20 protein-coding genes and 1 other annotated feature (1 of these 21 only partly in view) are annotated in these 20713 nt (G+C 58.3%); of the genes, 8 read left to right on the top strand and 12 right to left on the bottom strand.

Annotation, left to right across the window (positions count from 1 at the left end; all coding sequences use genetic code 11):
* Nucleotides 1-8 precede the first annotated feature (8 nt).
* Together PA598K_RS01800 and PA598K_RS01795 are read right to left on the bottom strand one after the other, a co-directional pair.
* On the bottom strand, nt 9-428 hold the full coding sequence (locus PA598K_RS01800; RefSeq protein WP_128655200.1) for an RrF2 family transcriptional regulator: 420 nt from the start codon (nt 426-428) through the stop codon (nt 9-11).
* A 108-nt stretch (nt 429-536) separates the two neighbouring features.
* Entirely contained in the window at nt 537-995 is a 459-nt protein-coding gene (locus PA598K_RS01795) for a hypothetical protein (protein ID WP_128655199.1), read from the bottom strand.
* Nucleotides 996-1147: 152 nt separating this feature from the next.
* On the opposite strand from PA598K_RS01795, the gene PA598K_RS01790 reads away from it, so the two are divergent.
* Nucleotides 1148-1639, top strand: coding sequence for a Crp/Fnr family transcriptional regulator (locus PA598K_RS01790; RefSeq protein WP_128655198.1), 492 nt, complete (start codon nt 1148-1150; stop codon nt 1637-1639).
* Here PA598K_RS01790 and hmpA read toward each other — a convergent pair.
* Nucleotides 1628-2878, bottom strand: a complete 1251-nt coding sequence (gene hmpA / locus PA598K_RS01785; protein WP_128655197.1) for an NO-inducible flavohemoprotein — start codon at nt 2876-2878, stop codon at nt 1628-1630. The two genes, PA598K_RS01790 and hmpA, sit on opposite strands and share 12 nt — an antisense overlap.
* 149 nt (nt 2879-3027) lie before the next feature.
* Nucleotides 3028-3681 carry a phosphatase PAP2 family protein gene (locus PA598K_RS01780; protein ID WP_128655196.1) on the bottom strand — a complete coding sequence of 218 codons (654 nt, stop codon included), beginning with the start codon at nt 3679-3681 and terminating at the stop codon, nt 3028-3030.
* A 173-nt stretch (nt 3682-3854) separates the two neighbouring features.
* Between PA598K_RS01780 and PA598K_RS01775 the strand changes: the two genes are divergently transcribed.
* Nucleotides 3855-4781 carry a helix-turn-helix transcriptional regulator gene (locus PA598K_RS01775; protein WP_128655195.1) on the top strand — a complete coding sequence of 309 codons (927 nt, stop codon included), beginning with the start codon at nt 3855-3857 and terminating at the stop codon, nt 4779-4781.
* A 34-nt stretch (nt 4782-4815) separates the two neighbouring features.
* Here the strand turns inward: PA598K_RS01775 and PA598K_RS01770 are convergent, their stop codons facing one another.
* Complete coding sequence (locus PA598K_RS01770) at nt 4816-5610, bottom strand: copper amine oxidase N-terminal domain-containing protein (protein ID WP_128655194.1); 795 nt, start codon at nt 5608-5610, stop codon at nt 4816-4818.
* Between the two features lie 146 nt (nt 5611-5756).
* Here PA598K_RS01770 and PA598K_RS01765 point away from each other — a divergent pair, with 146 nt between their 5' ends.
* The 4 genes from PA598K_RS01765 to PA598K_RS01750 all read left to right on the top strand — a co-directional run bounded on the left by PA598K_RS01765 (nt 5757) and on the right by PA598K_RS01750 (nt 9763).
* Nucleotides 5757-7208 (top strand): spore germination protein, encoded by a 1452-nt coding sequence (locus PA598K_RS01765; protein WP_128655193.1) that lies wholly within the window; start codon nt 5757-5759, stop codon nt 7206-7208.
* On the top strand, nt 7205-8359 hold the full coding sequence (locus PA598K_RS01760) for a Ger(x)C family spore germination protein (RefSeq protein ID WP_128655192.1): 1155 nt from the start codon (nt 7205-7207) through the stop codon (nt 8357-8359). Before PA598K_RS01765 ends, PA598K_RS01760 begins: the two co-directional genes overlap by 4 nt.
* Nucleotides 8360-8426: 67 nt before the next feature.
* Nucleotides 8427-8642: a hypothetical protein gene (locus PA598K_RS01755; protein ID WP_128655191.1), complete on the top strand. Its 216-nt coding sequence runs from the start codon at nt 8427-8429 to the stop codon at nt 8640-8642.
* A gap of 2 nt (nt 8643-8644) precedes the next feature.
* On the top strand, nt 8645-9763 hold the full coding sequence (locus tag PA598K_RS01750) for a GerAB/ArcD/ProY family transporter (RefSeq protein WP_128655190.1): 1119 nt from the start codon (nt 8645-8647) through the stop codon (nt 9761-9763).
* 65 nt (nt 9764-9828) lie between these two features.
* On the opposite strand, the gene nrdF is transcribed toward PA598K_RS01750, so the two are convergent.
* The 3 genes from nrdF to nrdI are packed head-to-tail and all read right to left on the bottom strand — an operon-like array spanning nt 9829 to nt 13280.
* Nucleotides 9829-10809, bottom strand: coding sequence for a class 1b ribonucleoside-diphosphate reductase subunit beta (gene nrdF, locus PA598K_RS01745; RefSeq protein WP_128655189.1), 981 nt, complete (start codon nt 10807-10809; stop codon nt 9829-9831).
* Between the two features lie 40 nt (nt 10810-10849).
* Nucleotides 10850-12934 (bottom strand): class 1b ribonucleoside-diphosphate reductase subunit alpha, encoded by a 2085-nt coding sequence (gene nrdE / locus PA598K_RS01740; protein WP_128655188.1) that lies wholly within the window; start codon nt 12932-12934, stop codon nt 10850-10852.
* The gene (nrdI, locus tag PA598K_RS01735; protein WP_128655187.1) at nt 12921-13280 is read right to left on the bottom strand and encodes a class Ib ribonucleoside-diphosphate reductase assembly flavoprotein NrdI; all 360 of its coding nucleotides are present in this window, start codon (nt 13278-13280) and stop codon (nt 12921-12923) included. The genes nrdE and nrdI overlap by 14 nt, the downstream gene beginning before the upstream one ends.
* Before the next feature lie 332 nt (nt 13281-13612).
* Here nrdI and PA598K_RS01730 point away from each other — a divergent pair, with 332 nt between their 5' ends.
* On the top strand, nt 13613-14524 hold the full coding sequence (locus tag PA598K_RS01730) for an SDR family oxidoreductase (protein WP_128655186.1): 912 nt from the start codon (nt 13613-13615) through the stop codon (nt 14522-14524).
* A gap of 194 nt (nt 14525-14718) precedes the next feature.
* Here the strand turns inward: PA598K_RS01730 and PA598K_RS01725 are convergent, their stop codons facing one another.
* The 3 genes from PA598K_RS01725 to PA598K_RS01715 all read right to left on the bottom strand — a co-directional run bounded on the left by PA598K_RS01725 (nt 14719) and on the right by PA598K_RS01715 (nt 17736).
* Nucleotides 14719-15957 carry an aminopeptidase gene (locus PA598K_RS01725; RefSeq protein WP_128655185.1) on the bottom strand — a complete coding sequence of 413 codons (1239 nt, stop codon included), beginning with the start codon at nt 15955-15957 and terminating at the stop codon, nt 14719-14721.
* A gap of 397 nt (nt 15958-16354) precedes the next feature.
* Nucleotides 16355-17137 (bottom strand): ABC transporter ATP-binding protein, encoded by a 783-nt coding sequence (locus PA598K_RS01720; protein ID WP_128655184.1) that lies wholly within the window; start codon nt 17135-17137, stop codon nt 16355-16357.
* Between the two features lie 11 nt (nt 17138-17148).
* Entirely contained in the window at nt 17149-17736 is a 588-nt protein-coding gene (locus tag PA598K_RS01715) for a hypothetical protein (protein ID WP_128655183.1), read from the bottom strand.
* A 123-nt stretch (nt 17737-17859) separates the two neighbouring features.
* Here PA598K_RS01715 and PA598K_RS01710 point away from each other — a divergent pair, with 123 nt between their 5' ends.
* Nucleotides 17860-18816 carry a helix-turn-helix transcriptional regulator gene (locus tag PA598K_RS01710; RefSeq protein ID WP_128655182.1) on the top strand — a complete coding sequence of 319 codons (957 nt, stop codon included), beginning with the start codon at nt 17860-17862 and terminating at the stop codon, nt 18814-18816.
* 7 nt (nt 18817-18823) lie between these two features.
* Here the strand turns inward: PA598K_RS01710 and argS are convergent, their stop codons facing one another.
* A complete protein-coding gene (gene argS / locus PA598K_RS01705) occupies nt 18824-20662 on the bottom strand; it encodes an arginine--tRNA ligase (protein WP_185601433.1) in 1839 nt (612 codons plus the stop codon).
* Between the two features lie 45 nt (nt 20663-20707).
* Nucleotides 20708-20713, bottom strand: a binding site (T-box leader) (it continues 216 nt past the right edge of the window).

The raw sequence follows: 20713 nt of genomic DNA, 5'->3' as shown, positions 1-20713 counted from the left end.
CAACCGTCTCAAGAAGAAGTTGCGCTTGCCTTATACCGGTTCATTTGCTCGACCAGATCGGAGAGCTTTTTGTCCCGCAGATGCTGCTCCATCTTCTCCTCGGCCTCGACCATCACCTGCTGGATCAGACAGGTCGACGGATGGTCGAGCGAGCAATCAAACAGCGAGGCTGTCCCTTCGATCGCATGGATAATATCGAGGAAATTAATGTCGACGCTGCGCCGCAGCAGACGATAACCGCCATTGGCCCCGGAGGCCGACTCGATCAGCCCCGCCTTCACCAGCTTGGTCAAAATCTTGGACAGATAGGTCGGCGATACGCCTTGCGCTTCGGCAAGTCTCTGTACGCCCACCGGCTTGTCCGGAGAGGAAGCGACAAGATGCAGCATCGTATGCAATGCATAATTGGTCGCCTTGGAATATTTCATCGCTTTGTCCGCCCTTTCTTCCTGCCCGACTTCGTCTATCTATCTTAGCGCTCATCCTTGGCGGCCGTCAAGCAACGCGCCGACAGCTTATTCCCGTGTATTCCGGAGTCAGTCCGTTGTCGTTTCGGCATCTGCAGCTTGCTGGTAGGTTTGCAGCATGTAATATTCGCGGTACAACTTCAGCAGCTCGGCCTCCCTGTCCCGAATCCGTATCGTCAGCTCTTCGAGCCGACCCTGCACCTCGCTGTCCTGCGCTTCTCCCGACGGAGGCTCCGCATAGCAGCCGAACGTCTCCTGCGCCCATTGGATGGCGTCATACCTGCCGCCCTTTGTATAGATGGCCGAGAATTGCTCGAGGATGCTATTGATAATTTGCCGTCGTTCATAACTTAGTACGCCCAGGCCGTTTTTGGCGTAGGAGATCGCTTGCATAAGCTGGAACTCGCCCAGCTTGCCGCGCGTATTCTCGATGCGCTCGATCTCGCCGATCAGATCGGGATAGATCGCCTGGAACAGCTCGGCTTCCGCCAGCATATCTTCCATCGTGATGATTGTCTCGTTAGTCATAAGACACGTCCTTCAGATTCATGGTGGGGACTTTCATTATCCAGATTAGCGGAAAAGTGTGACAGGAGCCAATTAATTTTCTATAATCAAAGTCAAAAGCCCCGGACCTGAATCGGCGGGGCCATGTGTGGAGAGGAGTAAACTCAAGCAAAATGCGTCTTCATAAAGGAGAAACATTGTTCCGTCAAGGCGAGAGCGGTCCGCTCTATACGCTCGTCAGCGGCATGCTCAAAATCGAACGCATCCATGAAAACGGCACCTCGATCCTCATGAATATTATCGTACCCGGCGAGACGATCCCGCATCACTCCTTGATCAGTCCGCAGCCTTATCACGGGACGGCGATCGCGCTCGTCACCAGCGAGCTGGAGACGATCCCCTCACAGGACTGGTACCGGGAGCTGGAGCTCCATCCCGCCAAGGCGCTCGACATCGCCAAGCTGCTGCAGACCAAGCTGCGGATGATGCAGCAGCGCATCGACCAGCTGACCCATACCGCCCCGGCTGACAAGCTCGCGGCGCTGCAGGATTGGTTTGCCCAGCATATCGGCCCGCAGCCGCTGACCAATGTGCTGACGCAGGAGGAGATCGGCCAACTGATCGGGCTGCGCCGCGAGACGGTGAACCGGCTGCTACGCGCGTGAACCCGCCCCTGCCGGGGCCTCCTTCAGCTCAAGGCTGCCCATCGGGCCGAAGTACTCATAGCGGATTGCCTCACGGTCGACACCATTGCTCAGCAGGCCATGGTAGACCGCGCGCATGAACGGCTCCGGACCGCACACATAGCACGTTGCCGGCTCCGTCGGCAGCACATCCTTGAGCCATCCGGCGTCGACTCTTCCCTCCCGATAGGCGCGGCCGCTGGCACGGTCCTGCTCCGAGGGCTGGTCATAACAGGTATAGACGTGGGCGCGACCGGCAGTCGCCAGCGCTTCGGTATGCTCCCGCCACGCTTGCACGCCGCTATGACGCACGCTCTGGATGAGCGTGATCGGCCGCTCGGATCCTGACTCCACCAGATGGTTGAGCATGCTCATCAGCGGGGTGATGCCGACACCGCCGGCGATCAGGACGAGCGGACGGCGATCATCCGCCTCGAGGACGAAGTCTCCCGCCGGCGCCGATAGCCAGAGGACATCGCCTGCAGTAGCCGCCTCGTGGAGGAAGCAGGATACCTGACCGGCCGGCAGCTCGCCGAGCGGCTCCTCCCGCTTCACGGAGATACGGTAATACGGCTTGCCCGGCGCGTCCGAGAGCGAGTACTGACGGATATGGGTGTTGGCTGCCCCCTCCGGACGTATCCGGATGCTCACGTACTGTCCGGGGATAAAGTCGGCCAGCGGACCGCCATCCTCCGGCACGAGGTAAAAGGAGGCGATCAGCTCGCTTTCGATCACCTTGCGCTCGATACGGAAGGCCCGGAATCCGTCCCAACCGCCTGGCTGCGCTGCGGCCTCCTCATACATCGCTTGCTCGGTATCGATGAAGGCCGAGGCGATGACGCCGTAGGCTTCCGTCCAGGCCTCGAGGATTTCCGGCGTAGCGGCGTCCCCAAGTTCATCCTTGATCGCCTTTAGCAAGTGCTTGCCGACGATCGGGTAATGTTCCGGCAGCACGCCCAGACTGCGATGCTTGTGGGCGATCTGTCGAACGCTTGGCAGGATTGCCGCGAGGTTATCGATATGCTGCGCCGCCGCATAGACGGCATTAGCCAGCGCCGCTTGCTGCCGGCCTTGCTTTTGATTGGCATGGTTGAAGATGTTGAGCAGCTCAGGGTGCTCGGCGAACATCTGGGTATAGAATCGTTTGGTGATGGCAGTCCCGTGAACCTCAAGTACAGGTACGGTGGATTTGATCATCTGAATGGTCGTTGGCGACAACATCGGGTCACGCTCCTCTTCCTATACTGGAATAATTGGCATGATTCCAGTATAGGAAGAGGAGGCGGCCCGCCTTGTGATCTCAATCACATCGTTTGCCAACAGTCTGTGACGATTGCTCGAGGGGCGACATGCGAGGATGCAAACACACCCTAGCCGGACAGCTCCGCAGATACACGCTTACGACCCTCAGCCGGGCTCGTACGCGATGCCGCGATACGCTGGACGACCGCGAAGACGACATGCGCGAGCGCGACGCCGGCGAATACATCGAGCACGACATGCTGCTTCACGAATACAGTCGAGACGATAATTGAAAAGGATACCATACCGATGAACGTAACCGCGCGGCTGCTGATCGCTTCGCTGCGGCTGGCCGCGAGCAGCAGCAAATAGCTGGTGAGACAATGGATGCTCGGAAAGCAATTGAACGGCGCGTCGTTCGTGTAGACGAACAACACCATCCGGCTCAGCAGATCCTCGCCCAGCATCGCCTCTCTCGGCACAGTCGTCTGGAAAATCATATAGATGCTGTAACAGATCAGTACACAGACCGTGTAGGTGATAAGCGTCCGATAATAAAGCGAGCGATCCCGATAATAAAAATAGATCAGCGTCAAATAGAGAAACGGCATCCAAATCATATAAGGAATAATAAAGCCCTTGATAAACGGAATCTTGCCATCCAGATCAGTGACGAGCAGATGAATCTGGCCGGGCTCGCGGTTGATCCACACATAAATCCAGCCCATCAGCGGGATGACAAGCAACAGCAACAACGGATACGGCTTTGACCACTTACGCATAACGATGTCTCCTTACCCCTTCATTTCATGTAACTTATAGCCAATTATATGTACTTCGCCCCTATCTCGCTACCGACCATAGCCGAGTCCCGGACTGGACTTCAGTCCAAGTTGGCGACGATTCACTCCTAAGGAGAATAGCCGCCAGTCACAACAACAGGGAGGGTTGACCAATGAACCAGCGACGATTAACGATGATGCAGATCATTGATGCCCGCAAATCATTCACGGCTGCCGAGCTGGCTGAGCGCTTCGACGTATCGGTGCGCACGATCCAACGCGACCTCGCGTACTTGCAGCAACTGGGCTTCCCCCTCTACGCGAAGACCGGTCCGGGCGGCGGCTATCGCGCCTTGCCCAATCGTCTGCTGCCGCCGCTGCGGCTGACGCTGCATGAGGCGCTGGGCCTGTTCCTACTGCTGCAGGTGCTGGAGCGGATCCCCGACTTCCCCTTCGGCTCGATCCGCAGCCATCTGGCGGAGCAGTATTACGGCTCGCTGCCGCCCGACGTCCGAGATACGCTCGACAGGCTGCGGCAGCATACGGCGATCCGCTCGCCGGAGCCGCAGCTGCCCGCGCCGCTGACGACCAGACTGCTCGAGGCGGCGATGGAGCGCAGCCGTATCGTCTTCCGCTACGAGGGGCCGTCGGGCGAGCGCCAGTCCGAGGGCTACCCGCTCGGCATCTACTATGAGCATGGCCGATGGTACATGCCCTTGGCCTTGCCGGAGCGCACGCTCCTCTACCGGGTCGACCGGGTCGCCGAGCTGATCGCGGTGGAGCCGGGCGAGCCCATCGCAGACCTCCCGACGCTCGAGCAGTGGCTGCAGACGCCTCCCGCCCGCGAGGGGCTGCGCGTGAGACTGCAGTTCTCCCCGGCAGGCATCCGGGCTGCGTTGTCCGATCCGCTGCTGAAGCCTCACACCGAAGACGGGATCTGGGAGGACTGGGTGCCCGAGACGGAGCTGGAGTATACGTCGCGCCTGCTGCTGCGGTACGGCCCTGATGTGCGGGTGCTGGAGCCCGAACGGCTGCGGACGATGATGATCGAGCATTATCAGAGCAGCCTGGCCCAATATGACGAGCAACTTCATCTGTAGGCGATAGCGCTTCTTCCATTCGACCGGAGAAGCGTTATTTGCCCGGGATTCGCACCTCGTCTCTGAACTTGCTATCATAGATGCTTGCCTCGAATGGAGCCGGTTGCTCCCCCAGCTCTACATCATCCTTTAAAGTATCCTTGACCCACTTGACGAAAGCCAATCCGTCCTCGTTGATCTCCACATAGGTTAACAATCCTTTATACTCCATCACATATCTAAGCGCCTCTCCACGCGGAAAGTAAACATGTAGTTTGCTGCCTGTGCCGCTCGGTTTAATACTTGGACGGTTGTAGCCTCCCGGGAAACCATAGTAGGTTTGCGGCAGCTCCAGGGCCAGCGTTCTTGAAAGGAACAGACTGCCGGTCATTAATTTATGATATCTGTCCTTCCCTCTTAACGTCCTGACAATCACCCGCTTCTCCGACGGTTTATATTGGACATCAGCATCCATATATTCAGCAAAAAAACTTAGCGGAACGTAAGTATGACCCGTTTCATTTACCATAACCGGAGTCTTTAACTCGACCTCTTCCCCATCGACCAGTGCCTTTCGCTCCCCGTTCTTAATCGCAAAATGTTTATCACTAACAGGATCGAGGACTTCAATCGTCTGATCCGTATACCGGAAGGTAAATTCCAGGCGATTGGGCGCATATGCCCGGAGCGGGATCAATACATAATTGTCGACCATTATAATATCCTTCTGATGCAAGCCATCGATGAACACATGAACTGGTGTATTCGGCGCCGAGGCATAGGAAGATCCGATAGATACGATGCCGGTCAAAGTAAATAAAGCGACGACAAGCACCATCCACTTCCGCATGCTTTTCCCTCCTAACAAAATAACTCTTTAAGTAGAACGTTGATTTTACGGAAAAGGTTTCATTTTTTGCACGACTCCGGGCGCCTTCGCATAATCAACCAATCGATGTAGCAGACTAAATTGGCAAAGCCAAGGAGGTGAGGCGCATGAAGCGCAAGCAATCGTTGCTTGAGCAAACCCGGGTTCAGCTCGAGAAGAGTTCGGATGTCGTGTTTCAACCGTTCCGCGTTCCCCCGTTTCATTGTCAGCTGGCCTACATTAACAGTATCGTCAATACCCGTCTGCTTATTGAGAGCATCATGTCCCCGCTGCTCCGGGCTTCGTCGGAGGAAACCGGTGACCATCGGTGGCTGGAGCAGATCGAGAATCGCAGTTTTTTCCCGATCGATTATAATCGTTCGACGGATCAGAAGGAAATCGCTGATGCGATCCTCTCCGGGCACGTCGCCCTTTTCTGCGACGGCCTGCCCACCGTGCTGTTGTTCCCTCTGACCCAGTACGAAAAACGATCGGTGCCAGAGTCGAGCAATGAAGTCGTCGTCGTCGGCCCGCAGCAAGCATTTATCGAGGATCTGGAGGTGAACATGTCGCTCCTGCGGCATATCATCAAGCATCCCGACTTGACCGTCAAAAGATGCCAGATCGGCGTCTATACGCAAAGCACGACTAACCTAATCTATATCCAGGGACTGTGCCGGCAAGAGCTCGTCGACGAGATCTATAGCCGCCTTGAACGTATTCAAGTCGATGGCGTAATGGGGATAAATTATCTCGCTGAGTTTATCGAGGAGGTGCCCTACTCGCCATTCCCGCAGTATCAATATACGGAGCGTCCCGATACGGTAGCGGCCTCGCTGCTTGAAGGTCGGATCACGCTCATGCAGGACGGCACCCCTTACGCTTTGATGCTGCCGGTTACTTTTTTTACGCTTATGCAGTCCGCAGAGGACTATTACCAGCGTTTTTATTTCGCCTCCTTCATCAGACTGGTGCGTTTGTTTTTTATCACCATTTCATTTTTGCTGCCCTCCCTCTATGTGGCGATTACGACCTTCCATCCGGAGATCGTGCCGACGTCGCTTCTCATTACAGTGGCAGCAGCCCGGGAGAACATTCCGTTCCCTGCGCTGATCGAGGCGTTGATTATGGAGCTGACGTTCGAGGGCTTGCGCGAGGCCGGCATCCGTATTCCCAAGCCGCTGGGCCAGACTGTCTCGATTATCGGAGGCATTGTCATTGGTCAGGCGGCCGTTGCGGCAGGCATCGTCTCGGCGCCGCTTGTCATCGTCGTCTCGATTACAGGCATTGCCTCGTTTATCGTGCCGCATTTCGAGCTGTCGCTGGCGTTTCGCCTTCTAAGGTTTCCGTTTTTGATTATGGGCGGCACCTTGGGCATTTTGGGCGTGATCGTCTCCAGCTACCTGCTCTATCTGTATATGGTGAACCTGCGCTCGTTTGGGGTTCCTTACATGCAGCCGCTGGCTCCCTTTATCTGGCGCGATCTTAAGGACACCTTCGTTCGCCTGCCGATGTTTTTCATGAAGGACCGGCCCTCCAGCTATGGCAGCCCCAACAAGCGGAGACAGGGCGCTCGATGAACGGCCAGGCGCATCGCAAGCTGGCGCTGGCCTGTCTGTTGGCCGCAACGACCGTCCTTGGAGGCTGCTGGTCCAAGGTGGAGATCAATGAGCGGACCTTCGTGACCGGACTATACCTCGACCGTACCGAGGATGGACAAGTCGAGGTGACGATCAGCGCGCCGCTGCCCAATCGACTCGTATCGCAAGTCGGCGAGGGTGGCGGCGCGCATGGCAAGCCTTACGCCATCCTCTCCAAGAGAGGGAAGACGATCCCGGATGCGCTGGAGTCGATCCAGATCGATCTCTCTCGCAAGCTGTCCTGGGGGCATACACGCGTCGTCACGGTCGGACAAGCGTATGCGCGCGCAGGCATCGAGGAGCTCCTGGATTGGATTAACCATGAGCCTCTCTTCCACCTCAGCTGCTTTATTTTGGTCGCGGCCGGGCAAACGAAGGAGATCACTCAGCTTGCGCCTGTCTTCGAGGAGTCCCCCACCGAGGTGCTGCGCGAGTTTTCCAACCAGAAAAATCTGATCAGTACGCAAATTCAGGACTTGATGACGTCCAATGCGCTCGATCTTGGAGCAACGGCGCCGCTCCTGGAGACGCATACGATCAACATGGTGAGCGAGAACAACCAACCGAGCGTGTGGGCAGGTCAGGTTGGCGGAGCGATCTTCCTGGACGGTCGCATGGTCGACACGATCAATCTGGCACAGACTACCGCCGTATCGTGGGCGCGCGGTCAGTTGGACCAGACCTACCTCTCCTTCAAAGACAAGGAGCATACAGGCAGCGTCAAGCTCTATGAGCTCGAATCCAGACTCCGGGTTCGCAAGGAGGCAGACAAGCCTGTCTTCTACGTCATCCTTAAGGGCAAAGGCGCGCTCCGCAACAATATGCCAGATACGTTCAATAGTCTGGATTATGCAAAGCAGATCGAGTCCAAGCTGGAGGGCATCGTCAAGCGTGATCTGCAGGGCGCCTTGGACAAGGCCAGGCGTCACGGCTCGGATATCCTGCTGCTCGGATACCGGCTGCAATGGAAATATCCGAAGCTGTGGGCAAACTATCAGGCAAGCTGGCAGGACTATGTCAAGGATGCCATAGACATACGGATCGAAGCCGATATCAATATTCAATACTTCGGCTCGAAATCGCCCGATTAGCGTAACATTGCTTTGACGTTGCGAGGAGAGGGTTTTAGCTCGGAAAAAAAGTGATGGAGGATGTCTGATGTTGGTAATCGTCGCTTTTATCACGTTGGCGTTTGTATTGGGCCTGCCATCGCTTTCGCGCAATCAGCCTCAAAAAAAAGTATGGTTCTGGACGTTAAGTATCGGGCTGCTCATCTGGAACAGCTTGGCTGTACAGGTGAGCTGGTGGCCCTCCCCCAATGAGGTGTTCCTGCTGTTGTTCGGTTGGGTGGATCGATTGTTGAAAGGAGGGTGAGCATGGTCAAGCTGTCATCCGCGCAGGTATACCGTTTTGCGTTTGTGTACCTCTATTCCGAGCCCATCTCCTTTTTGATTCAGCGGTTGTTCCAGATGAGCAAGTATCAAGGGTGGCTATCCGTTTTGGGCGGTTTTGGACTCAGCTTGATCTTCCTCCTCTTCACCGTCAAGCTCGGACGAACATTCCCCGACCGCGGATGGGACGACTTCGGAGGCGATATTGTAGGTCAGCCGATCCATCGTTTTATGCTGCTGCTGGTCGGCATCTATGCTGTCGTGCTGGCCTCGGTCGATGTCGAGAACTTCGTGAGCTTTCTCCGTACCATCTACTTGCCCGATACGCCGGTATGGATGGTGACGCTGCTGACTGTGCTATGCATTGCCTTGACCAGCCGTCAAGGGCTGCTGACGATCGTGTATATGTCGGAGGGCATCTTCATCCTGCAGGTTGTCGCCAGTCTGCTCGTCTTCCCGGCTATTATAGAGGGAAGACAAAAGGCAATTTTGTCCTCCTTGGTTACGCATCACGATATCGGACAGATTGTCAGCGGCTCATTAAATACGATGCCCTGGTTTTCGGAGTGGGCTATATTTCTGTTTCTCGCCCCCTTCACCAGTTTTTTGCTGCCGATCGGCAGGGCGCTAATGTTAGGCGGCTTAACCGTTGTCCTCATCCTGATCACCTACTGGCTGCTCATCCTCATGAACTTTGGTCCGTATGTGAGCGAGGAGATGCAATATCCGCTGCTCGAGCTGATCCGCTTTGCCCGCTATAGCGACTTCATGTCCAATCTCGATCCGGCGCTCATCTCCTTCTGGTCGACGACGATGTTCATGCGTACCTCCTTCCAGCTTTATGTCGCTTCGCTCTGTTTGTCCCGCGTCACAGGCATCGAGGCCAAGTCGCTCGTCTTCCTCATTGCCAGCAGCCTGGCTGCTATCGTCCTGCAATATGCGGCAGACACGATCGAATACGAAAAAGCGATTCGTTCCTACGCGATTGCGGCTTATGCGATGCTCATGAACAGCTTTCCGATCCTGTATATGCTCGTCTACTGGTGGCGATTCGGCGCAGTGCCGTCCGACCGGCCAGTTCCTGTCGCCAAGCCCCCGCCATAGGACGAGAAAAAACCGCCGCTAAAAAATCAGCTGGCGGTTACTTTTACAGAAGATTGGCGTCTCAACTAGGTGAGATCGCTAAAATCAAAATCCTCGTCGCGCAAATGCTCGACGTTCATTGCGCGTACATAGCCATTACCCTTTTTGGAAAAGAAGTCATGCTGCTTGGTCCGCGTACTGAGACCGTTAAAGACGATCGGATTCACCTCGTCGTCCTCAAACACTGGATCAAAGCCAAGGTTCATCATCGCTTTGTTCGCATTGTAACGGAGGAACGACTTGACCTCGTCGGTCAGGCCAATCGGGGTATAAATCTCCTCGGTGTACCGCTCCTCGTTGGCATGCAGGAACTGCAAGAGGCCCGAGAGCGTCTCGTACAGATCCTTTTGCTCAGCCGCGTCGAGCGTCGCATAGATCTCTTGCGCCAGCATGCCGACGTAGACGCCGTGGATGCTCTCGTCGCGCAGGATGAGATCGATGATCTCGCCGCTGCATGTCATCTTGCCCTGTCCGGCCAAGTAGAGCGGGTAGAAAAAGCCGCTGTAGAACAGGTAGCTCTCGAGCAGAACCGAAGCCGCCATCGCCATATACAGCTCCTTGACGGAGCCGATATTCTCATAATATCGGCTGATCGTCCGCGCCTTCAGCTGCAGCTGCGGGTGCCCCTCCACCCAACGGAACACGTCGTCGATCTCAGAGGTCGATGCCAGCGTCGTGAAGATGCTGCTGTACGATTTGGCATGGATCTGCTCCATCATCGCCATAAAGCCGAGCACCGCCTTGCGCTGCAGGCCGTCGACATGCTCGAGGATCTTCGGCATGCCGACGCCGCCCTGCACCGTATCGAGCAGCGTCAAGCCGCCGAGCACCTTCATATAGCAGGCGCGCTCGGCGTCGCTCAGCGTAATCCACGACATTTTGTCGTCCGAGAGCGGGATCTCGTCGTCTGTCCAGAATTGCATTATGTTCTGATTCCAGAACATCGCCGTAAAATCGTCATCCGGGCGGTTCCAGTTGACCGCTTGTATCGCTTTGCCTTGCGTCATGTTCGTTCCGTTCCCCTTCCGCTTGCGCTTGATCCTGACGTTACACCGAGCAGCTGATGCATTCTTCGACGGACAGTCGATTCGTCCGCGTATAGTAGAGCGACTTCAAGCCTTTGCGAGCCGCATACACATAGTAGCGAGACAACTGGCGCGTCGTCACGTCACTGTTGACATGGAGGACCGTAGAGATGCCCTGATCGATATGCTCCTGAATCTCTGCGATCAGATCAAGCACCTTGAACTGGTTCATCTGGTACGCCGACTTATAATAGAAGAAATTGTCCGGGCTCATGTATGGCATCGGATAATAGGTCGTCGAGTTGGCATAGGTCCGAGTCTCGATCTGTTGCGTGATCGGCATGACGCTCGACGTCGCATTCTGCACATAAGAGATGCTCTGCGTCGGCGCTATTGCCAGTCGATACGCATGGTACAGGCCATGCTCGGCAACCTTGGCCGCGAGCTGCGCCCACTCGGCCGGTCCTGGCAGGTCCATCCCTGCGAACAGCTCCTGCACGCGGGCACTTACCGGACGATAGTCGGTCGCTGCATACCGCTCGAAGTAGCTGCCGTCGGCATAGTCGGACTGCTCGAAGCCGGCGAAGCGGATGCCGGTGTCGCGGGCAATCTCCATACTTTTCTCCAGCGAGTAGTAGTTCATCGCCATAAAGAAGGCTCGGGCAAACTCCTGCGCTTCCTTGCTCTCGTAAGCGATCCGGTTCTTCGTCAGATAGCCGTGCAGATTCATCGCGCCGAGTCCGACCGAATGCAGCTCGCGGTTCGCCTTGGCGACGCCTGGCGCATTGGCTACGGTCGTCATGTCGCTGACGGCGGTCAACGCGAGCATGCCCTCATGCACCGACTCGCGCAGCTGGCGGCGCTCCATGACGTTGACGATGTTGAGCGAGGCCAGATTGCAGCTGATGTCGCGGCGGATCACGTCGCCTACGCCATAGTCGTTGATCTCGGACGTCTCCTGGAGCTGGAAGATCTCGGTGCACAGATTGGACATCTTGACCGGGCCGATCTTGCCGAGCGCGTGCCCCTTGTTGGCATTGGTGCGATTCATAATGTACGGATAGCCCGATTCGAGCTGGACCATCGCGATCCGGGTGAGCATGTCGCGGGCGCTCATGACCGGCTTCTTGCGGACGCGGTCGTCGGCCATCAGCTTGTCGTACATCTCATCCATATCCATATCGTCCATATGGACGCCGTACGCCTGATAGATGCTGTAAGGCGCGAACACATGGAGCATCTCATTATCCTCGGCCAGCTTGTAAAACCGGTTCGGCACGATCAAGCCAATCGACAACGTCTTCAGACGCGTCTTCTCGTCGGCGTTGATCTTCTTGCTGTCGAGGAACTCCAGTAGATCCCAGCCGAAGATGTTGTAGTATCCCGCGCCCGAGCCCTTGCGCTGACCCATCTGGTCGGCATAGGAGAAGGCGTCCTCCAGCAGCTTTAGCACCGGCATGATGCCCTTGGCTGCGTCTTCGACGCCCTTGATGCTCTCCCCTCTTCCCCGCAGCTTGGACAGATTGACGGCAACGCCGCCGCCGATCTTGGACAGCTGCAGGCAGGTGCCGAGCACGTAGTTGATCGAGTTCAGCGAGTCGTCCATCTCCAGCAGGAAGCACGAGACCATCTCGCCTCTGCGGCTCTTCCCGGCATTGAGGAAGGTTGGTGTCGCCGGCTGCAGCCGCTGCTCCATCATCGAGACGGCCAGCGTGCGCGCGGTGCTCGCATTGCCTCTGCCCAGATGCAGCGCCACCGCCGCCACGCGGTCGCCGAAGTGCTCCAGGTACTGCGAGCGGTTGTTGGACTTGACGGCATAGTCGGTATAGAACTTCGAAGCCGCCATGTAGGATTGGAAGCGGAACGGATGGGCAGCCGTCAGTTCGAAGACGCCGATCACATCCTCGGCAGCGTACTTGGCGAAGAAGTCTTCGTAATAATCATTCTCGATCATATAGGCCAGCTTGGCCGCCGTATCCGCGAAGCGGACGCTCTTGCGCGCCACTTCCTCCATGAATGCGTCGACCGCCTCGCGGTCCTTGTCGAGTTGGAAAAATCCGCTGGCATCGCGTTTCATCAGCAGATTATTCAGTTCAATATGTTGCAACGCGATTCACCTCCGATTCAAAACTAAGGATATCCTGGCGTGTGCCGGACAGTTCAAACTTGTAAACGACAGGCACGCGGTATTGCTCGGCGATCAGATCGGCGCTGCGGGCAAAGTTGGCCCCCCAGTTGCGATTGCCGCTGGCGGCGACACCGCGCATCAGATGGAAGTTTCGCTTCAGAAACGCGGCGACACGCTCGGGGATCTGCCCGAAGCCCGTCGTGTATGTAACCAGCAGGAATGGCTCCTCGACTGTCATTTTTTCGTCAATTTGCACTGCCGGCATATTCAATTTTGCTATAAATCGCTTGACATTACCCGTCTTCGAATCATAGGCGATCAGCATGCTTCTCATTCCTCTCCCGCAAAGCTTCTATCCAAATATTTCTCAATATGTAGTGTGCGTTTACTTAATTTATAACAATATATAGACAAAGTCAATCGGAGCAAAACACAAAATGTTGTCCATATGTAAATTTGGGCTCCCCATATATGGACTAGAATCTACTTGACAACACCATATATGGCTTCGTGCAAGGGCTGCCGACGGTTATGAAAAATAGCTTTATAGACTTTCAGGACAAACTATTTTTTACGGCGAAATGACGACATATTTTGTCGTAAATACAAGCTACAATCAATATGTAGTCAGATAGACATGAAATGGAGGAAAACGAAATGAAGTCATTGCAAGGCAAAGTTGCACTGGTGGCGGGCGGAACCCGGGGAGCCGGTCGAGGTATCGCCGTCGAGTTGGGCGCTGCGGGCGCTACCGTCTACGTGACTGGACGAACGACGCGCAGCCAGCGCTCCGAGTACAATCGCCCGGAGACGATCGAGGAGACAGCCGAGCTGGTAAGCGCCGCCGGCGGACACGGGATCGCCGTCCAGGTCGATCATCTGGAGCCGGAGCAGGTGCGGTCGCTGGTCGAGCGGATCGACCGCGAGCAAAGCCGACTGGATATCCTGGTCAACGACATCTGGGGTGGCGAGAATCTCGTGCAATGGGAGACGCCGGTATGGGAGCACTCGCTGACGGACGGCCTGCGCATGCTGCGCCTGGCGATCGACACCCATCTCATCACCAGCCACTATGCGCTGCCGTTGCTCATCCGCCAACCGGGCAACCTGCTCGTCGAGATGACGGACGGTACTGCCGAGTACAATGCCGAGCATTACCGGCTGTCCGTCTACTATGACTTGGTCAAAACCTCAATCTCCCGCATGGCATGGGGCCTCTCCCAAGAGCTGGCTCCGCATGGCTGCACGGCGGTCTCCCTGACGCCGGGCTGGATGCGGTCGGAGATCATGCTCGATCAGTTCGGAGTGACCGAGGACAACTGGCGCGACGCCTGCGAGCAGGAGCCGCACTTCATCATCTCCGAGACGCCGCGCTTCGTCGGCCGCGCGGTGCAATCGCTGGCCGCCGATCCGGAGGTCGCCCGCTGGCAAGGCCAGTCGCTCTCCAGCAGCAGACTGGCAGCACACTATGGCTTCGACGATATCGACGGTTCGCGACCGGACTGCTGGCGCTACATGCGCGAGGTGATTGAGGCCGGTCTGCCTACTGACGCCGCGGGTTACCGCTGAGCTGAGCAGCTTGCGGGAACATGTAGGCTTCGTGAGATGGGACCGACGGGACGTGTGAGCTGTGTGCGGGGCATGTGATCATCTGCAAACCAAATGAGCCTGAGGGCGCAGGGAGACTCCCCGCGCCCTCAGGCGATGGATTGCTATAGAGTGGCGGATGCTGTCGCTCCGCCGTCGAGCACGCGTCGTCCGGCCTAGCTCTCGGCCCAGTTGCCGTCGCGGAAGATCGGCTCGACCGACCCGTCCGGCAATACGCCGTCGATGGATAGCGACGCCGAGCCGATCATAAAGTCGACATGGATGAGCGAACGGTTCGCGCCGGCCTCTGCCAGCTGCTCGGCCGACATCGCGGAGCCGCCCTCGAGATTGACCGGGTAAGCCTGTCCGAGCGCCAGATGGCATGAAGCATTCTCATCGAACAACGTATTGTAGAAAATAATGCCCGAGTTGCTGATCGGCGAGTCGTCCGGCACCAGCGCCACCTCGCCGATCCGCCCGGCCCCCTCGTCGGCTGCCAGCAGCTGCGCCAGCACCTCGTAGCCTTGCTCGGCCTGGAAGTCCACCACCTTGCCGTCCTGGAAGGTCAGCGAGAAGCCGTCGATCAGCTGGCCGTTGTAGTTGAGCGGCTTGGTGCTGCGGACGGTACCGTTCACCTGGTCCTTGTGCGGCATTGTGAACACTTCCTCGGTCGGCATGTTCGGATTGAAGTCGTCTCCCTTGGCATTGGCCTTGGCCCCGCCCAGCCACAGATGGCCCTCCGGCAGCCCGATCGTCAGGTTCGTGCCCTCGCTCCGGTAGCGCAGCTCGGTGTAGCGTTTGGCATTGAGACGGTCGACGCGATCCTTGAGCCGCCGGTTATGCTTTTTCCAAGCTGCCACCGGGTTGGCCGCATCGAGTCGTGTCGACTCGATAATACGCGCCCACAGCTGCTGCTCGGCTTCGTGGACCGGCAGCTCGGGATACACCTTGGCCGCCCACTCCGGCGTCGCATACGAGATCAGCGTCCAGGCGTTGGCATGATTCATCAGCTTGCTGCGATAGTTCTGGAGCGCCTGCGACGCCGCCTTGATCGTCTCGCCTACCCGACGCGGATCGATATCGCCGCTCAGCAGGTCCGGATTCGGCGCGTAGATCGTCACGAACGCCGCGCCGCTGTCGGCGTATTCCTCCCACGCCTTGGCCCGCCACATTGGATATTCCGAGAGCGATTCCTCGGGAGCGTGCTTGTACTTGACCAGCGACAGCTCCTCGTCGTTGTATTCGACATGGACATTATGCGCCCCGGCCTCGTAGGCGGCGACAGCGATCTGCCGCGCCAGCCGCGCCGCAGAGATTGGCGACATGACGACCACCGTCTGGCCCGGCTGCACATTGACGCCGATCATCGCGATCAGCTCTGCATAATCCATGATCTGTTTGTCCGTTGGCAACATCGATTCATCATCTCCTTCATTAAGTCCGACCATTCACTTTCCATTATAGGCTTTTATTGCCGCCGAACTCAAATCGCAGCTCTACCCGCACGCTAAAAAACCGCCCCGCCCCGACATCATGTCGGAGCGAGGCGGCCGCTATGCCGTCCTGCCGGGACGGCGCCGGTACCCGTGGCGCCTTGCCTTGCTATGATCCGCATCCCGCGCCTCTGCCGAACTCCAAGCTCTAGAGAGCGGCAGATCGGGTAAGGGACGCGCTCAACATAAGACTACTAATGTTGACGCACCTCCTTTCCTGATAACGATACTATACCATATGCACCCGTCCAGATGCTACACTATTGTTGGAATGTTCAGAAAACATGATCCTCCATCGCAAAATCCATAAGCAATAGAATCAGGGCAGCGACAGCCATGCCCTGCCCCGCTGCCTGCCGACGTGAACCGGCGTCTCGAAAAAGGCCGACAGCGTCTCGCTCTGCAGCAGCTCGTCCGTGCGGCCGCGAGCGAACACCTCGCCTCGGCGAATCATCAGCGTATGGGTGAAGATCGGCAGGATCTCCTCGATATGATGCGTGACGAGCAGCAGCGTCGGGGCATCCGGGCGAGCGGCGATCTCGGCGATCCCCGCCAACAGACTCTCGCGCGCCAGGAAGTCGAGGCCGTTGCACGCCTCATCGAGGATCAGAAGCTGCGGAGACGCCATAAGGGCGCGGGCGATCAGCAGCTTTTGCTTCTCCCCCTGCGAGCAGGTCTGGTACGTCCGGCCGACCAGATGCGCACAGCCGAGCTGCGTCATCAACTCGAGCGCACGCGTCTGGTCCGTCTCATCGACCTCGTCGTAGAGGCCGATCGTCGCATGCTTGCCGCTCAGCACGATGTGCTCGGCGCGGCTCGACGGGTAGAGACGCTCCTGGAGCGACGAGCTGACCCAGCCGATCGACTTGCGGAGCTGGCGCAGATCCACGGTGCCGAACGGATGGCCGAGCACGCTGACACGGCCGGAGGTCGGCCAGATATATCCATTAATGAGGTTAAGGATCGTCGTCTTGCCGGAGCCGTTCAGCCCCATGACCGCCCAGTGCTCGCCTCTGGCGACTTGCCAGTCGATCCCGCTGACGATTGGCTTGCCGTCTCTCGTCCAGGTTACCTGGTCCAACTCGATTACATTCTCTTGCAATGTCAGTCCTCCTATCTCAATCTTGCCAGTCGCCGCACAAGCATCCAGCCGCCCAACAGGACGAGCAGCAGACCGCCGATCGCCGACCCCCAGGTCAGGATCGGCTGCCACTGGCTGAAGCGGCTGCGCAGATCGACCTCGATCGTCGGTGTCTGACCCTCGCCGAACGCGGCTATATCCTCCATCGCTCTCGGACTCTCGGCGGCAGCCGACCTGCTGCAGTCCCTCACCACCAGATTGTCGCCGTCCTTGGCCGCATAGAGCAGATAGGACATGTCGTCCTGGAACGGAAACCTGCAGTTGGTCCATGCCGTGTAGACGATCACCTGTGTCGTCTCCACACCCTTCCAGGCGCGCTCGACCTCCAGGATGACCGCGTCATAGCCCTCGTCGCGCCGCGGCTGCTTGGCGATATCGATCACCCTGCCCTTGAACACAGCGCTCGCCTCATCCAGCGCCTCCTGCGCATCTGGCGGATACCCGCACTCGCAAGCGTGCGCAGCGGCAGGACGGAGCAGCAGCAGCACGGGCAACAACAGCAGGAGCATCGCCATCGCAGACCATGTCAGAGGCCGCCGTTCGCTTGGCGCTTGTCTCACTTGTATCCCTCCTTCGTCCTTCACTTCCGGCATTGTATCACGACAGGAGTCCCCTGCACAGAGGAGTATGCTATTATAGTAGGATATCAACGAAGGAACGCAACACTGTCGGGGAGGCCCTCCATGGAACACGAAATGTCCTACACGACCGAAGAAATCGCCAAGCTGCTCAAGGTGTCCAAGCTTACGGTCTACGATCTGATCAAAAAAGGCGAGCTGCCCTCGTACAAGGTCGGCAAGCAAATGCGCGTCGACGCCGCCGATCTGGAAGCGTACAAAGCCCGCTCGCGTCAGGCGACATCCGCAGCTGCAGCCCACGTTACGTCGGGGCCGGGAGCGGGGGTGACCGCTGCTGCGATGGCAACACCGCCGGGAACGATCGTCATCACCGGCCAGGATGTCAGTCTCGATATCCTCGCCAACCATCTCGCCCGCGAGCTGCCCGCGCTGCGACCGCTGCGCAGCTACGTCGGCAGTCTAGACTCGCTGATCGCCCTCTATCGCGGCGAGAGCGATATCGTCAGCACCCACCTGCTCGACGGCGATACTGGCGAGTACAACCTGCCCTACATCCGACGACTGCTGGTCAACGATCCGTATCTCGTCGTCCATCTGCTGGCGCGCCGCGCCGGCCTCTACGTGGCGCGCGGCAATCCGCGCGGACTCGCCGGCTGGGCCGATCTGGCGCAGCCCGGCCTACGGCTGATCAACCGCGAGCGCGGCGCTGGCGCGCGTGTGTTGCTCGATGAGCAGCTCCGGCTGCACGGCATCGACCGCCGCCGCATCCGCGGCTACGACGATGAACAGCCGAGCCATCTCGCCGTCGCCGCCCGGGTCGCCTCCGGCGGCGCCGACGTCGGCATCGGCATCGAGAAAGCCGCCGCCATCGTCGGCGATGCGGTAACCTTCGTCCCGCTCATCACTGAGCGCTACGATCTCGTCATGCGCAAGCGGCCGGAGCGGCTGGACTGGCAGGAGCGCGTCCTTTCGATCCTATGCTCGCCGTCGTTCCGCGAGGAGCTGTCCGCGATCGACGGCTATGACACGATGGACACCGGACGCATTCTGCTGGAGACGTAATCCTCGCTTAGATCGACTGCGGCGCCTCCAGACCGATCAGATAGAGACCGGTGCGCAGCGTCTGCGCCGTCGCGCCAACCAGACGCAGACGGGCTTCACGGACGGCTGGAGCCTCCGTCAGCACCGGACAATGATGATAGAATCGATTAAAAGCCTGGGCCAGCTCGATCAGCGTCTTGCTGATGACGGAGGGCTCGAGGCTGCGCTCCGCTTGCTCCACCCGCTCCGGGAAGCGGTGGAGCGCCTGAACCAGCGGCCACGCTGCGTCGTCCGTCAGATGCTCTGCTCCTCCTGCCGCCACGAGGGAGTCTTCATCGAATTGTTCCACCCCTCCATCCACCACGAGGGAGTCTTCATTGAATTGCTCAGTCCATCCATCCGCCACAACGGAGTCGTCAACGAGCTGCAGCGCCCCTCCTGCGGCTGCCGGGTTGTCCGGCTGTGGCGCAGCGCTCGCGCGCGCCAGCAGCCGACAGGCTCTGGCATGCGTATACTGGACATATGGGCCAGTCTCGCCGTCGAAGTTCAGCACTTGCGACCACTCGAAGGAGACGTCGTGCAGACGATGGCGGCTCAGATCGTGGAAGATGACCGCACCGACCCCAACTGCTCTCGCCACCTCGGCGCGGGCACGGCTATCCCTCACCTTATCCCGCATGATCGCCTCCGTCTTCTGGACAGCCTGCTCCAGCACCTCCTCCAGCTTGACGACATTGCCCTTCCTCGTCGACAAGCCTTCGCCTCCGAAGCTGACTCTGCCGAACGGCACATGCTCGAGCGCCGATGCCCACGGGTAACCCATACGCTCGATGACGGCGAACCATTGTTTGAAGTGAAGCTGTTGCGCGTAATCCGTCACATAGAGGATGCGGCTGGCAGCATAGTGTGTCTTGCGATAGAGCGCCGCAGCGATGTCGCGAGTCGGATAGAGCGAGCTTCCGTCTTGCTTGAGTATAAGCGCAGGCGGCATCCCATAGTCGTCGAGTCTGACCACCTGCGCCCCGTCATCCTCCTCCAGCAGCCCCTTGGCTCGCAGCTCCTCCAGCACCGCCGGCATCTTGTCATTATAGAAGCTCTCTCCCGTGTAAGCGTCGAAGCTGACGCCGAGCCGCTCGTAGACGCGGTTGAAGTGCGCGAGACTGATCTCGACGAATCGGGCCCAGCGCTCCGCCGCCTCCGGATCGCCTTGCTCCAGTCGGGCGAACCAGCCTCTCGCCTCGTCCTCCAGCTCCGGCCGCGCCTCCGCTTCGTCGTGGAACCGCACATACAGCCGCAGCAGCTCGTCGATGCCGTCCCGCTCCACCAGCGCCTCGTCGCCCCAGTGCCGATAGGCGGTCAGCAGCTTGCCGAACTGCGTGCCCCAATCGCCGAGATGATTGACGCCGATACAGCGGTACCCCGAGAAGCTTAAGATCCGCCGCAGCGACTGGCCGATCACCGTCGAGCGCAGATGGGCGATGTGGAACGGCTTGGCGATGTTGGGCGACGAATAATCGATGACGACCGTGCGCCCGGCTCCCCGGTCCGAGGAGCCATAAGCCTCTCCTTGCCGCTCCAGCGCCGCGAGCGTCTGCTCGGCGACCCAAGCTCGGTTCATAGACAGATTCAGATACCCCGAGACGGCTCGCGCTTCGGCCACTGCGTCATCCTGCAGACGCTCCGCCCAGTCTTCGGCGATGGCTTGGGGCGAACGTCTGAGCCGCTTGCTCAGCTTGAAGCAAGGCAAGGACAAATCGCCGTGCTCCGGCTCCGCCGGACGCTCGAGCCACGCCTCCAGCTCGCCGGCATCGGCACCTGGCTCCAGCGCTGCGAGTATTCTTGCTATTCTGTGCGTTATCGTTTCCATAGGGCAGCTCCTTCTTCATAAATTAAAAAAGCTCTCGTCTCCATAATTAGA

Source organism: Paenibacillus sp. 598K (genome assembly GCF_003851045.1).
Taxonomy (GTDB): Bacteria; Bacillota; Bacilli; order Paenibacillales; family Paenibacillaceae; genus Paenibacillus_D.
This window is presented reverse-complemented; position numbering and strand designations above follow the sequence as displayed.

Bases quoted from the DNA above. Each gene is read 5' to 3' on its own strand.
- PA598K_RS01800 (WP_128655200.1), bottom strand. From the start codon at position 428: ATGAAATATTCCAAGGCGACCAATTATGCATTGCATACGATGCTGCAT.
- PA598K_RS01770 (WP_128655194.1), bottom strand. From the start codon at position 5,610: ATGCGGAAGTGGATGGTGCTTGTCGTCGCTTTATTTACTTTGACCGGC.
- PA598K_RS01710 (WP_128655182.1), top strand. From the start codon at position 17,860: ATGGAACACGAAATGTCCTACACGACCGAAGAAATCGCCAAGCTGCTC.
- PA598K_RS01750 (WP_128655190.1), top strand. From the start codon at position 8,645: ATGGTCAAGCTGTCATCCGCGCAGGTATACCGTTTTGCGTTTGTGTAC.
- PA598K_RS01730 (WP_128655186.1), top strand. From the start codon at position 13,613: ATGAAGTCATTGCAAGGCAAAGTTGCACTGGTGGCGGGCGGAACCCGG.
- hmpA (WP_128655197.1), bottom strand. From the start codon at position 2,878: ATGTTGTCGCCAACGACCATTCAGATGATCAAATCCACCGTACCTGTA.
- PA598K_RS01795 (WP_128655199.1), bottom strand. From the start codon at position 995: ATGACTAACGAGACAATCATCACGATGGAAGATATGCTGGCGGAAGCC.
- PA598K_RS01755 (WP_128655191.1), top strand. From the start codon at position 8,427: ATGTTGGTAATCGTCGCTTTTATCACGTTGGCGTTTGTATTGGGCCTG.
- PA598K_RS01775 (WP_128655195.1), top strand. From the start codon at position 3,855: ATGAACCAGCGACGATTAACGATGATGCAGATCATTGATGCCCGCAAA.
- PA598K_RS01765 (WP_128655193.1), top strand. From the start codon at position 5,757: ATGAAGCGCAAGCAATCGTTGCTTGAGCAAACCCGGGTTCAGCTCGAG.
- PA598K_RS01725 (WP_128655185.1), bottom strand. From the start codon at position 15,957: ATGTTGCCAACGGACAAACAGATCATGGATTATGCAGAGCTGATCGCG.
- PA598K_RS01780 (WP_128655196.1), bottom strand. From the start codon at position 3,681: ATGCGTAAGTGGTCAAAGCCGTATCCGTTGTTGCTGTTGCTTGTCATC.
- PA598K_RS01790 (WP_128655198.1), top strand. From the start codon at position 1,148: ATGCGTCTTCATAAAGGAGAAACATTGTTCCGTCAAGGCGAGAGCGGT.
- PA598K_RS01760 (WP_128655192.1), top strand. From the start codon at position 7,205: ATGAACGGCCAGGCGCATCGCAAGCTGGCGCTGGCCTGTCTGTTGGCC.
- argS (WP_185601433.1), bottom strand. From the start codon at position 20,662: ATGGAAACGATAACGCACAGAATAGCAAGAATACTCGCAGCGCTGGAG.
- nrdF (WP_128655189.1), bottom strand. From the start codon at position 10,809: ATGACGCAAGGCAAAGCGATACAAGCGGTCAACTGGAACCGCCCGGAT.
- nrdI (WP_128655187.1), bottom strand. From the start codon at position 13,280: ATGCTGATCGCCTATGATTCGAAGACGGGTAATGTCAAGCGATTTATA.